The 11,994-nt window shown below is 70.3% G+C and carries 11 protein-coding genes; 7 read left to right on the top strand and 4 right to left on the bottom strand.

What is annotated here, in order from left to right; all coding sequences use genetic code 11:
- Positions 1-487 precede the first annotated feature (487 nt).
- From Q0Q47_RS21290 to Q0Q47_RS21280, 3 genes are all read left to right on the top strand, one after another.
- On the top strand, positions 488-2,407 hold the full coding sequence (locus Q0Q47_RS21290) for a peptidoglycan-binding domain-containing protein (RefSeq protein WP_293864469.1): 1,920 nt from the start codon (positions 488-490) through the stop codon (positions 2,405-2,407).
- A 136-nt stretch (positions 2,408-2,543) separates the two neighbouring features.
- A complete protein-coding gene (locus Q0Q47_RS21285) occupies positions 2,544-3,353 on the top strand; it encodes a universal stress protein (protein ID WP_293864466.1) in 810 nt (269 codons plus the stop codon).
- Positions 3,354-3,444: 91 nt separating this feature from the next.
- Complete coding sequence (locus Q0Q47_RS21280; RefSeq protein WP_293864463.1) at positions 3,445-5,286, top strand: ABC transporter ATP-binding protein; 1,842 nt, start codon at positions 3,445-3,447, stop codon at positions 5,284-5,286.
- A 39-nt stretch (positions 5,287-5,325) separates the two neighbouring features.
- Here the strand turns inward: Q0Q47_RS21280 and Q0Q47_RS21275 are convergent, their stop codons facing one another.
- On the bottom strand, positions 5,326-5,886 hold the full coding sequence (locus Q0Q47_RS21275) for a hypothetical protein (protein WP_293864574.1): 561 nt from the start codon (positions 5,884-5,886) through the stop codon (positions 5,326-5,328).
- Between the two features lie 158 nt (positions 5,887-6,044).
- Positions 6,045-6,575, bottom strand: coding sequence for a Crp/Fnr family transcriptional regulator (locus tag Q0Q47_RS21270; RefSeq protein WP_293864460.1), 531 nt, complete (start codon positions 6,573-6,575; stop codon positions 6,045-6,047).
- A 69-nt stretch (positions 6,576-6,644) separates the two neighbouring features.
- Here Q0Q47_RS21270 and Q0Q47_RS21265 point away from each other — a divergent pair, with 69 nt between their 5' ends.
- Positions 6,645-7,202 (top strand): hypothetical protein, encoded by a 558-nt coding sequence (locus tag Q0Q47_RS21265; protein ID WP_293864408.1) that lies wholly within the window; start codon positions 6,645-6,647, stop codon positions 7,200-7,202.
- Positions 7,203-7,273: 71 nt separating this feature from the next.
- Here Q0Q47_RS21265 and Q0Q47_RS21260 read toward each other — a convergent pair whose 3' ends face one another.
- Positions 7,274-7,702: a helix-turn-helix domain-containing protein gene (locus Q0Q47_RS21260; protein ID WP_293864405.1), complete on the bottom strand. Its 429-nt coding sequence runs from the start codon at positions 7,700-7,702 to the stop codon at positions 7,274-7,276.
- 65 nt (positions 7,703-7,767) lie between these two features.
- On the opposite strand from Q0Q47_RS21260, the gene Q0Q47_RS21255 reads away from it, so the two are divergent.
- On the top strand, positions 7,768-10,041 hold the full coding sequence (locus Q0Q47_RS21255; protein WP_293864402.1) for a heavy metal translocating P-type ATPase: 2,274 nt from the start codon (positions 7,768-7,770) through the stop codon (positions 10,039-10,041).
- 83 nt (positions 10,042-10,124) lie between these two features.
- On the opposite strand, the gene Q0Q47_RS21250 is transcribed toward Q0Q47_RS21255, so the two are convergent.
- On the bottom strand, positions 10,125-10,796 hold the full coding sequence (locus Q0Q47_RS21250; protein ID WP_293864399.1) for a DsbA family protein: 672 nt from the start codon (positions 10,794-10,796) through the stop codon (positions 10,125-10,127).
- Between the two features lie 151 nt (positions 10,797-10,947).
- On the opposite strand from Q0Q47_RS21250, the gene trxC reads away from it, so the two are divergent.
- On the top strand, positions 10,948-11,385 hold the full coding sequence (gene trxC, locus Q0Q47_RS21245; RefSeq protein ID WP_293864396.1) for a thioredoxin TrxC: 438 nt from the start codon (positions 10,948-10,950) through the stop codon (positions 11,383-11,385).
- Between the two features lie 42 nt (positions 11,386-11,427).
- Positions 11,428-11,946, top strand: coding sequence for a DUF1697 domain-containing protein (locus Q0Q47_RS21240; protein ID WP_293864393.1), 519 nt, complete (start codon positions 11,428-11,430; stop codon positions 11,944-11,946).
- The last annotated feature ends 48 nt before the right edge of the window (positions 11,947-11,994 follow it).

Raw genomic sequence — 11,994 nt, 5'->3', positions numbered from 1 at the left:
ATGACAAAAATAGGAAAAACGTCAGAATTCACTGGAATTCGCCGGCAAAACGCAACATGAAACCGAAAGCTGCGCAAGCCGGGCGATGTGCGATTTCGCACACGTCTGTTGCAACAACCGGCAGTTTGGAAATCAGGAGACCGGACATCCATTCAGTTGCGTGAAATCGGCGGCCTGCCGAAATGTTTGCTTGCGAGGGAAGCCCGTCTTCTGGCATCCTGACACCGTCATGGGATCGTCCAGCCACTGGACAGGTCGGCCGAAGGTCAGCGGCGAAAAAATCCTCATCAAGACGCCGCGCGAACACTGCGTCACGTAGCATTTCATCGCGTGCAATCGGGTCATCCAACGATGGAAGGCGCAAGAGCGCCGTTCGGCATCTCGGCCGAAGGGAGGAACCATGGCCAAAGGCGAATCAGCGGCAACGATCTATCGGGTGATTACGGCAGTGGACTTGCGACCCGATCCGGACGAGTCATCGAAATCGATGGAAATTCTTGCCGTCGACGCGAAGGTCACGCTGGTCCACGGCCCTCTGGCGGGCTGGATGAAGGTGTCCTTCGAGGCCAGCGACGGCACCATCGTGCTGGGATGGGTGCGCGGAGACTGTCTCCAGGCCGCCCAGAGCGAGTCGATCAAGCTCTACGACGAGCCGCTCGGCGCGGCGCAGGAGATCGTCGGCGCGATCATCGACATTCGCATCCGTCTCCCCGGCTGGAACAAGGTCGACGTCGTGCTGGAGGACGGAACGGCCCGGGCCGGCTGGGTCCAGGTGGCGCCGCAGCCCGCGGGGGGCGGGACGACGAGAGGCCGGGGGCGGAAGGCATCGGACAAGCCGCAACTCGTGCTCGGTCCCAATGCCGTCTACCAGGACCACCTCATGACCGCGTCGGCCCGCTCGGGCCTCGATGCCGCCGCGCTCGCCGCCCTCATCAACGCCGAGGCCGCAAAGCTGGCGGGCGGCCTCTGGAACGCGAACTCGAAAGCGCCGAGTTCGACGGCGGCCGGCCTCACCCAATTCCTTGCCGACACCTGGAAGGGAGAGGCACGCCGGCCGAACACGCTCCTGAACGAGCGGGCCCGCTCGCTGGGCCTGGTCGATGACGCCAATGCCGTCGTGGCCGGGCAGGAGCAAAGGCTCCTCAATCTCCGCTTCGATCCGGAACTGTCGATCGTCGCGGCCGCGGAATACGGGAGGGCGAACCTGGATGCCCTCGTCGCCGCGGGGCTCGTCGAGGACGGGCTGGGCGACGACGAGCGGGCGCGGTTCATCTACCTCGCCCACCACGAGGGGCTCGCCGGCGCCAAGGCGTTCCTGACGAACAGGGCGTCCTATTCCTACAGCGACGTGGTTCGTCAGGTCGGCAAGGACAAGGCGAAGGTGATCGTCGACAAGGCGGGCGGAGACACGACGGCGGCCTACCGGTCCTGGCTCGAAGCGTACATGGACGAGAAGATCAGGCCGTCCGACTTCCGGACCGGTGCGCCCGGGGGCGGCGGCGGGCCGGGGAGCGGGATGCCGGCTCTCAAGAGTTTCGCTGGTCCGACGGTTCCCCTGGCCGAGCTCAGCCAGCGCACGGCCCTCGCCAAGGCCATCCAGTGGCGGCTGACGGAACTCGGCTATCTCGACCCGCCCGCCGACGGCCGGTTCGGGCCCGTCTCGACCTGGGCGCTCGGAGCCTTCTGCGAACTGAACGGCCTGAGCATGGGCGACGGATTTTCAACGGCCATCGCGAGTCCGCTCCTGGCGCCGCGGCGCCTGCTCCCGGCGCTGACGAAGTCCGGCACCTGGTTCGACAAGGTGGTCGCGGCCATGCAGCAGAAGGCCTACTTCATCAACCGCCATCCGGATTGCCTCAACATCGTCTATCTCGAAGGCGTCAACCCCGACGGCACGCTCAATGACGATGCGCCCGACGTGTTCAACGACGTGCGGATCGTGTTCGGCGTGGATGCCCAGGGGAAACCGCGGATCGACGGCATTTGGGACGGCACGACGGAGCCGGGCCGGGTGTGGACCGAGAACCCGATGAATCCCAAGGGCGCGGCCCGGATTGCCTTCAACCAGTACAAGGCATGGGTTGTCGGCACCCACCACGCCGGAACGGGCTCGGCCCACGAGGCGCTCGTCCAGGTGGAGCCCGTCAGCGTCTATCGCGACCTCAACAGGGACTACAAGCGCACCGGCGACGTCCTGGACACGGGGCTCTTCGGCATCAACCAGCACTGGGGCTACGACCAGCCGTCCGGCAGCCTCGGACGCACGAGCGCCGGCTGTCTCGTCGGCCGTACGAGGGCCGGCCACCGAGAGTTCATGCGGCTGATCAAGCGGGATCCCCGTTACGCCGCCAACGGCGGATACCGCTTCATGACGGCGATCATGGCCGGAGACGAAGTCCTGGCATGACGATGCAGGGCGCGAGGCGATCGCCTCGCGCCGCGCGCTCGGCCCGCCGACGGCTGGCGCTTGACGCACCTCAAGGCCCAGTGCCGCCGATCCTGCGATCCTCTCCTCGACTGCAACGCAAGCGAGCCAGCGTGCCATGGGCCTCAAGGACATTCTCGTGCTGATGGACGGGCCGACGCACGTCGCCGTCGACTACGCCGTCTCCCTTGCCGGCGCGTTCGACGCGCACCTGACAGGCGCCGATGTGGGCCCCCCGGTCCGTGGCGCGCAGCGCGTGCCGCGCTTCGTGGTGGAGCAGCAATTGGCGGACGCGCAGCGCGACCGCGACGCCCGGTCGGTCTCCTTCGTGGAGAGCGCGCGGGCCCGCGGCGTCACGGGCGAGACGGTGGCCATCGCCTGCGTCGTCGACGACGCCGCCAAACAGTTCGGCATCCTCGCCCGCCACTTCGACCTGACCGTCATGGCCCAGCCCGATCCCGACCTGGTGCTCGACGACCCCATGCTCGAGGCGGCGCTCTTCGGCTCCGGGCGACCGGTGATGATGGTGCCGTCCGTCCACCGCGCGCCGGCCGCGTTCGAGCGGATCATGGTGGCCTGGGATCGCAGCGAGGTCGCTGCCCGCGCCATCGCCGGTGCGCTTCCGCTCCTGAAGCGGGCTCGCCTGGTGCAGGTGGTGACCGTGGATCGCAAACCGCCGGAGGCGGTGGACCATCCCGGCTTCAACATCGCCAGGCACCTCGCGCGCCACAGGATCCCGACCGAGCTCAAGGTTGTGACGACGACGATCGACATCGCCAACACGCTGCTCTCGCTCGTGGCGGACGAGAGCACCGACCTGCTGGTCATGGGCGCCTACGGCCACTCGCGCCTGCGCGAGCGCATCCTCGGCGGGGCCACCCGCGGCGTGCTGTCGTCCATGACCGTCCCCGTTCTCATGGCGCACTGAACGGCGCGGTCCGGACCACACGCACGGCTGGTCCGGCGGCCGGCCGCTTTCAGGGCTCGACAAGCCGGTGGGGGTGGCCCATCTGAAGGGGATGTCCTCCCCGTCCGCCCCCGTTGTCTCCCGCCTGGGGGCCTTGCGCCATATTCCCGCGGTCGTCCGGCTCGTCTACGAGGCGAGCCCGCTGCTGGCGGTGTCCAGCATCGCGCTGCGCACGGTCCGGGCCCTGCTGCCCGTGGCGATCCTTTTCCTCGCCAAGCTGATCCTCGACGAGGTGGTGGCGCAGGCGCGCGGGCCCTCGCCGGGCGGGATCGCCGCGTGGTGGGCGGCCGGAAAACTGGACCGCCTCGCGCTGCTGGTGGGCGCCGAGTTCGTGCTCGGTGCGGCGAGCGACGTGCTGGCCCGCGCCAGCTCGCTCGTCGACAGCCTGCTGGCGGAGCGCTACAGCAACCACGCCAGCGTCCGGCTCATGCGCCACGCCGCCACGCTCGATCTCGAGCAGTTCGAGGACAACGACCAGCAGGACCGGCTCGATCGCGCGCGCCGGCAGGTCACCGGACGCACGACGCTGCTCTCCCAGCTCTTCGCCCAGGCGCAGGACCTGCTCACCGCGCTCACGCTCGCCGCCGGCCTCGTCGTCTATGCGCCCTGGCTCCTGCCGCTGCTCCTCGTGGCGCTGATTCCCGCGCTCGCCGGAGAATTGCATTTCAACGCGCAGGGCTATCGGCTCAACTATTTCCGCACGCCCGAGCGGCGCAACCTCGACTATCTGCGCTATCTGGGCTCGAGCCTGGAAACCGCCAAGGAGGTCAAGCTCTTCGGTCTCGGCGACTTCCTCGTGCGCCGCTTCGCGGGCTATGCCGACGCGATGTACGAGGCCAACAAGGGCCTCGCCGTCCGCCGCACGCTGTGGGGCGGCGCCCTCGCGCTCGTCGCCTCGCTCACCTACTACGCCGCCTATGCGGCCATCATCTGGAACACCGTCTCCGGCCATTTCAGCATCGGCGACCTCAGCTTCCTCGCCGCCTCGTTCCTGCGCCTGCGCACCCTGCTGGAGGGCCTGCTGCTGGGTTTCGCGCAGATCGCGGGCCAGGCGCTCTACCTCGAGGATCTGTTGTCGTTCTTCGCCATCCGCCCGCGCGTGCGCTCGCCCGAGGCGCCGCTGCCCTTCCCGCAGCCCATCCGGTCCGGCTTCGTCTTCGAGGACGTGGGCTTCCGCTATCCGAACGCGGGAGGCTGGGCCGTCCGGCATCTCGACCTCCGGATCCCCGTCGGCGAAGTCCTGGCCCTGGTGGGCGAGAACGGCGCCGGCAAGACCACCATCGTCAAGCTGCTCGCCAGGCTCTACGACCCCACCGAGGGGCGCATCCTGCTCGACGGCCGCGACCTGCGCGACTACGACCTCGGCGCGCTGCGCCAGGGCGTGGGTGTGATCTTCCAGGATTTCGTGCGCTTCCACTTCACCGCCGGCGAGAACATCGGGGTCGGGCTCGTGGGGGAGATGGAGGACGCGGAGAAGGTGCGCGACGCGGCGCAGCGCAGCCTGGCCGACAAGGTCGTGGCGCGCCTGCCCCTGGGCTACGACAATCCGCTGGGCCGGCGCTTCGACCAGGGCGTCGATCTCTCGGGCGGGGAATGGCAGAAGATCGCTATCGCCCGGGCCTACATGCGCGATGCGCAGGTGCTCGTCCTCGACGAACCCACGGCGGCGCTCGACGCGCGGTCGGAAGCCGAGGTGTTCCAGCGCTTCAGGGACCTGAGCCAGGGCCGGACGGTGGTGCTGATCTCGCACCGCTTTTCCACCGTGCGCATGGCCGACAGGGTGGTCGTGCTCGCCGATGGCCGCGTGGCCGAGGAGGGCACGCACGAGGCCCTCATGGCCCTGCGCGGGCGCTATGCGGAGCTCTTCGAACTGCAGGCGGCGGGATACCGGTGACCCGGCCCCGCCGCCGTGCAGGTCAGATGGTCTCGACCATCAGCTCGCGGTGAAGGTGATGCCGCCGGAGTCCCGGTAGGTCTTGGGCCCGGTGCGCGTCCAGGTGGAGCAGCTCTCCGTACCGGGGTTGATCTTGTCCCAGGTGATGCAGAGCCAGTTGTTGCGCATCGTCCACTTGCCCTTGTCGTCCGGGGTGTTGGCGATGTTGGAGTTCATGAGCGCCGCCGTGTTGTCGGTGTAGAACACCGTCGTGCCGGTCTGGCTGCCGTCTTCGCTGCGCCAGGTGAGCGGCCGGCCGAGCAGTTCCGAGCGGATCGCGTTCCGCGACAGTTCCGCGCTGCGCGCGGCGCGGGTCGCCTTCCGGCCGCCGGTCGAGGTGTTCTGCGGAATGCCGAGCACGCCCTTCACGCCGCCCGCGACCCCGCCGAAAATGCCACCGACGGCACCGCCCACGACGCCGCCCACCGGCCCCGCCGCCTTGTTGCCGACCGCCGCGCCTTCCTGGGCGCCACGAACGACGCCCTGGGCCATCGAGGGCGCAGGCATGGCAAGGAGGAACGCCGCAGCAGAGAGCGCGGTCGCCGTACGCAAGGAAATCATGGGGGAGGTCTCCGAGTGATGATGACCCGACAACGATCAAGCACCGGCAAAGTTCCAGCCGCTTCGCGCGCTGTGCAGTTCGAGGCGCCCCAGGTGGAGGATGGGCCCGCGATGCACCGATAGGAGGGCGCCGGCGTGGCGCCCTCGAGCGCCATCGTTCAGCCCCGGCCGGCTTGCCGCCGGCGGGCGAGTTCGCGGTAGAGCGCCTCCGGGCTCACCGCGATTTCGGCCGCGACGTCCACCCAGCGCGTCTCGGCCGGAGGAGGGCCGTTCACGTCCAGCCAGGCCGAGAGGCGCTCGGCGACGGTGCGGAGCGAGAGGATCTCCGCGCGCAGCCGCGTCGCCTGCACCTCGTGAGACAGGCGGGCCATCCAGGCCTCGGCGAAGGCCGCATCGCCGAACCGCGCCTTCAGGTCGGCCACCCGCACGCTCTCGACGATCGACTCACGCCGGGCGACCGCGTCGCAGTGGTAGGTGGCCGAGAACAGCGAGGCTTCGGCGAGAAGAGCGCCCGGCCCGGCGCGCTGGAGCACCAGCACGCTCCCGTCGGCCCCGTGACGCACCAGCTCGACGAGCCCGTCCACCACCCGGTGCACGGCGACGACCGGGGCCGCGCGGGCAAACAGCACCTGTCCCGGCGCGAGGCTGCGACGCGCGATGGGAAGACCCTGAAAAGGTGACGCCGACATGATCGCGATCATGCGCGCGGTGGCGCATCGGGGGCAAGGTGCGTGACCGATCCGCCGGAGCTCCGATCCATGCCTATGCGCCCGCTCGCCCTTGCCGCCATCCTCCTCACGCTGACGTCGGCGTCCCTGCCGGCGCGTGCCCAGCACGCCCACCACGGCATGCCGATGCCTGCCGCGACGGCTCCGCGGGAGGCTGGCCAGTCCGCTTTCGCGGCGATCCAGGAGATCGTGGCGCTGCTCGAGGCCGATCCGAAGACGGACTGGAGCAAGGTCGACATCGAGGCCCTGCGTGCCCATCTCGTTGACATGGATGCCGTGACGCTGCGCTCGCGTGTCGCCGCCGAGCCCATCGAGGGTGGCGCACGTTTCGTGGTGACGGGCGACGGCGAGGTGTCGAGCTCGATCCGGCGCATGGTCCAGGCGCACGCCGCCGCCATGGACGGCACCGGCGGCTGGCGGCTCGTCGCCGAGGACCGTCCCGACGGCGCGGTACTCGCCGTCTCGTCCCGGCTCCCGTCCGATGTGGCGAAGATCCGCGCGCTCGGATTCATCGGCCTGATGACGCGCGGCATGCACCACCAGCAGCATCACCTGATGCTGGCGCGCGGCATGAACCCGCATCGCTGAGGCCGCAACGGCGCCACGCCTCGCCAGGTGCCGCTCGACGCCGCAGCGAGGCGGCACCGACGCGGGACGGCTCAGGCCAATGAGCCGTGGGTGTGACTGGGATCGGCCAGGGTCTCGATCACCCGGCAGTCCGCCACGCGCCCCGCGGCGCAGTGGTCGACCATGCGCTCGAGTTCGGTCTTGAGCGCGACGAGCCTGGCGATGCGCCGGTCGACCTCGGCGAGGCGTGTCCGCGCGATGGCGTCGGCGGCGGCGCAGGACTGGTCCGGGTGGTCCTGCAGCGACAGCAGCGTGCGGATGGCGTCCACCTCGAAACCGAGTTCGCGCGCGTGTCGGATGAAGGCCAGCCGGCGCAGGTCGCCGGCGTCGTAGACCCGCCGGTTGCCGTCCGTGCGCGGCGGGGCCGGCAGGAGCCCGATGCCCTCGTAGTAGCGGATCGTCGGGACCTTCACGCCGGTGCGCCGGGCCACTTCGCCGATCGGGAACGATTCTGCGCTCATGGGGCTTGCTCCTCTAGTCGCTAGAGGATGTAGGACCGGTCCGACGGAATTCCCAGAGGCACGTCATGAGCGAGACCCTTCAGACGCGCTACCGCGTCACCGGAATGGATTGCGCGGCCTGCGCGGCCAAGATCGAGACCGCCGTGCGCCGCATGCCCGGTGTCGAGGACGTCACCGTGTCGGCGACGGCCGGTTCGATGACGCTGCGTCACGCCCCCGCCACGGACCTGGCGGCCCTCGAGACGAAGATCGCCGGGCTCGGCTACGGCGCGCAGCGCGCCTCCGCCGCATCCTCGCCGGCGCCGACGCTGGCCGAGCCAGCCGCCGCCTGCTGCGGGCATGACCACGATCATGCAGGTCGCAACGCCGACCACGGCCACGCGCACCGGCACGAACACGGTCACGATCACGATCATGGTCACGGCCATGAGGCCGAGCGCGGCGGCGTTGCGGGACTGCATGGCCACGACCACGGCCCCACGGAGGGGCCTTGGTGGCGGTCCAGCAAGGGTCTGCTGACGATCGCCAGCGGCGTCGGCCTCGCGGCCGCCTATGGCGTCGGAAGGCTGGTTCCCTCCGCCAACATGTGGGCCTTCGAGGCGGCGATGCTCATCGGGCTCGTGCCGATCGCAAGGCGCGCCGTCATGGCGGCCCTCGCGGGGGTGCCCTTCACGATCGAGACGCTCATGACCATCGCAGCCGTTGGCGCGGTGATCATCGGCGCGGGGGAGGAGGGAGCCGCGGTCGTCTTCCTGTTCCTGGTGGGCGAACTGCTCGAGGGCGTCGCCGCCGGAAAGGCGCGCGCCAGCATCACGGCGCTCGCCACGCTCGTGCCCAAGACGGCTCTCGTCGAGACGGACGGCGGGACGCGGGAGGTTCCGGCCGAGACGCTTCCGGTCGGTGCGGTCGTGCTGGTGCGGCCGGGCGATCGCGTGCCGGCCGACGGGCTGATCCTGTCGGGCGAGAGCTCCATCGACGAGTCACCCGTGTCGGGCGAGAGCGTGCCGGTGCGCAAGGGCCAGGACGACACCGTGTTCGCCGGCACGGTCAACGGCGAGGCGGCCCTGCGCGTTCGCGTCACGGCCGCGGCCGCCGACAACACCATCGCCCGCGTGGTGAGGCTCGTGGAGGAGGCACAGGAGAGCAAGGCTCCCACCGAGCGCTTCATCGACCGGTTCGCGCGCTTCTACACGCCGGGTGTCCTGGTCGTCGGCGCCCTCGTTGCCACCGTGCCGCCGCTTCTCATGGGTGGCGCGTGGTCGGAGTGGATCTACAAGGGCCTCGCCATCCTGCTCATCGGCTGCCCCTGTGCACTCGTCATCTCCACCCCCGCCGCCATCGCGGCGAGCCTGTCGGCCGGTGCCCGGCGCGGCCTGCTGCTGAAGGGCGGGGCGGTGCTGGAGGCCATCGGCAAGGTCACCACCGTGGCACTCGACAAGACGGGCACGCTGACGGCCGGCAAGCCGCGGGTCACGGACGTCGTGCCGCTCGGCCGCGACGCCGGCGAGGTGCTGCGCCTCGCCGCCGCCCTCGAGACAGGCTCGAGCCATCCGCTGGCCCAGGCCATCCTGGCGCGCGCCGCGGCGGATGGGGTGCGCGCCGCCCAGGCCTCCGACGGAAAGGCCCTCGGGGGCAAGGGGGTCACGGGCATCGTGGACGGCGTGGAGGTGTTCCTCGGGTCCGCGAAGGCGGCGGCGGAGCGTACCGCCCTGGACGCCCGCACGCTGGATCGCATCGAGGCGCTGAACCACGACGGCAAGACCGTGTCGGTCCTCGTCGCCGGCACCGCCGCAGCGGGTCTCATCGCGATGCGCGACGAGCCGCGCCCCGACGCGAGGGCCGCACTGGCGGCGCTGAACGGCGCCGGCTTGAAGACCGTCATGCTCACCGGCGACAACCGCCGCACCGGCGAGGCCGTCGGCCGCGAACTCGGCATCGAGGTCCGGGCCGAACTGCTGCCGCAGGACAAGCAGCGCATCGTCGACGAACTCCAGCGCTCCGGCGAGCGCGTCGCCAAGGTCGGCGACGGCATCAACGACGCGCCCGCGCTGGCGGCGGCCCATGTGGGGATCGCCATGGGCGGCGGCACCGACGTGGCCCTGGAGACGGCCGACGCCGCGGTGCTGCACGGTCGCGTCATGGACGTCGTCGAGATGATCGCGCTGTCGAAGAAGACCATGGCGAACATTCGCCAGAACATCGCCATCGCCCTCGGCCTGAAGGCGGTCTTCCTGGTCACCACGATCGCCGGTGTCACGGGCCTGTGGCCGGCGATCCTCGCCGATACCGGCGCCACGGTCCTGGTGACGGCGAACGCCATGCGGCTCCTGCGCGCCTGAGCGGCCGCCACGCCGCCTCGGCATACGCCCTTCCGCGGGTCACGTCCGGATCGTGCGATCCGGACACCGCACCGGGCGCGCGTTCAACGGCATAGGGGCTCGCCGCACTGCGCCGCGCTCTGTGTGAAGCGGCGCATGGCCTTCGCTCCCGGGTAGCCGAGAAGGCTGACCGAGCCGAGCACGAAGGACGGCGTCACGCCGAAGCCGAGCGCGGCGGCTGCGTCCTCGTGGGCCTTCACGGCCGTGGCGAGGGCCTCGGCCTCCCGGCCGACGATCTGCGGATCGAGGCCGATCTCGGAGGTGACGGTCCGGAGCTTTCCGGCCGTCACCGGGCCCGGCCGCCGGAACATCTCGGCGTGGAACCGCAGGGCCATGTCCTGGCCGTGTCGCGTGGCGATGGCGATCGAGAAGGCCGCGGCCACCCGCGAGCTGGTCGCCAGGATGGGATTGTGCACCAGGACCACGCCGACCTCGTCGTCCTGCCGCACCAGGGCTTCCATGTCCGGCGCCGCGCGCCGGCAGGCGGGGCAGTTGTAGTCGAAGAACTCGATGATCCGGACGAAGGGCGAGTCCGTGCCCAGCATCATGCGCCCCGGCAGCTCGTCGATGGGCGCCACGAGCTCGACCGCGGTCCGCATGTTCTCGACCGGCGCGCCGTCGTCGTCCTTGAGCTCGAACCATCCCTCGGCCCACGCGGGGCGGATGCATCCGCCGGCGAGACCGGCGGCGAGAAGCGTGCGGCGGGAGAGGGGCATGGGATGCGGCAGTCCTGAGCGGTGCAAGGTTGTAGGTTCGGCTCTTCGAACATACATGCGGAGCAGAATTGGGGCGGGGCCCCGCGGCGGGCGACACTGCCCCATCGCGGCGTGGCCCGGAAGCCCGCGCCGTTCAAGGCAGGAGTGCGGCATGAGCCATTCGATCCACGTCGTCTGTCCCGTCTGCGACCAGGTGAACCGGTTTGCCGCCGACCGCCCCGCCGCGCAGGCCGTCTGCGGCCGCTGCAGCTCGCCCCTGTTCCTGGGCAAGCCGGTCGATCTCGACGATGCCCGCTTCGACAAGCACGTCACGCGCAGCGACCTGCCGGTGATCGTCGATTTCTGGGCCCCGTGGTGCGGCCCGTGCCGCGCCATGGCCCCGGTGTTCGAGCAGGCCGCACGGGCCCTCGAGCCGCGCGCCCGCTTCGTGAAGGTCAACGTCGACGAAAACCCCGCGGCCGCGGCGCGCTTCGGCGTACGCGGCATCCCGGCCCTCTTCGCCATCAAGGGCGGCTCCGTGCAGGAGCAGCATGCGGGCGTGGCGGACGGCAAGCTGCTGGCCTCGTGGGTGGAGAGGCTTTCGGGCTGACGGTCTGGTAGGCTGGGCCCTCCCGTTGCCGGATCCGGTCCCGTGACCACCTTCGTCGCCCTGCTGCGCGCCGTGAATGTCGGCGGCACCGGAAAGCTGCCGATGGCCGACCTGCGCGCGCTCTGCGAGGCCGCGGGTTTCAGGTCGGTTCGCACCTACATCGCCAGCGGCAATGTGGTCTTCGACGGGGAGGCCAGCGAGGCCGAGGTGAAGGCCCTGCTGGAACGGCGCCTCCACGACCTTGCCGGCCGCGCCGTGGGCGTCATGGTGCGCACCGGACCGGAGATGGCCGCGATCCTCGCGCGCAATCCCTTCGCCGATCGGGCACCGAACCGCACGGTGGCGATCTTCCTCGATCGGCCCCCGCCCCAGGACCTGCTCGAGCGCCTCTCGGGCAGGGTCGACGAGGAGGTCGCGCTCGGGACGCGCGAGGTCTACGTCCACTACGGCGAGACCATGGGCCGCTCGACGCTGCGCCTGCCCGGCACCGAGACCGGAACGGCCCGCAACATGAACACCGTCGCCACGCTCCGGGACATGGTGCTCGGCACCCGCGCCTGAGGCGAAGACATCGCGTCTGCCGGGTTTGTGAGCGAAAGCTGCACAATT

Source organism: uncultured Alsobacter sp. (genome assembly GCF_945952055.1).
Taxonomy (GTDB): Bacteria; Pseudomonadota; Alphaproteobacteria; order Rhizobiales; family Beijerinckiaceae; genus Alsobacter.
This window is presented reverse-complemented; position numbering and strand designations above follow the sequence as displayed.

Coding starts and splice junctions, on each gene's coding strand:
- Q0Q47_RS21290 (WP_293864469.1), top strand. CDS start 488: ATGGAAATTCTTGCCGTCGACGCGAAGGTCACGCTGGTCCACGGCCCT.
- Q0Q47_RS21285 (WP_293864466.1), top strand. CDS start 2,544: ATGGGCCTCAAGGACATTCTCGTGCTGATGGACGGGCCGACGCACGTC.
- Q0Q47_RS21280 (WP_293864463.1), top strand. CDS start 3,445: ATGTCCTCCCCGTCCGCCCCCGTTGTCTCCCGCCTGGGGGCCTTGCGC.
- Q0Q47_RS21275 (WP_293864574.1), bottom strand. CDS start 5,886: ATGATTTCCTTGCGTACGGCGACCGCGCTCTCTGCTGCGGCGTTCCTC.
- Q0Q47_RS21270 (WP_293864460.1), bottom strand. CDS start 6,575: ATGTCGGCGTCACCTTTTCAGGGTCTTCCCATCGCGCGTCGCAGCCTC.
- Q0Q47_RS21265 (WP_293864408.1), top strand. CDS start 6,645: ATGCCTATGCGCCCGCTCGCCCTTGCCGCCATCCTCCTCACGCTGACG.
- Q0Q47_RS21260 (WP_293864405.1), bottom strand. CDS start 7,702: ATGAGCGCAGAATCGTTCCCGATCGGCGAAGTGGCCCGGCGCACCGGC.
- Q0Q47_RS21255 (WP_293864402.1), top strand. CDS start 7,768: ATGAGCGAGACCCTTCAGACGCGCTACCGCGTCACCGGAATGGATTGC.
- Q0Q47_RS21250 (WP_293864399.1), bottom strand. CDS start 10,796: ATGCCCCTCTCCCGCCGCACGCTTCTCGCCGCCGGTCTCGCCGGCGGA.
- trxC (WP_293864396.1), top strand. CDS start 10,948: ATGAGCCATTCGATCCACGTCGTCTGTCCCGTCTGCGACCAGGTGAAC.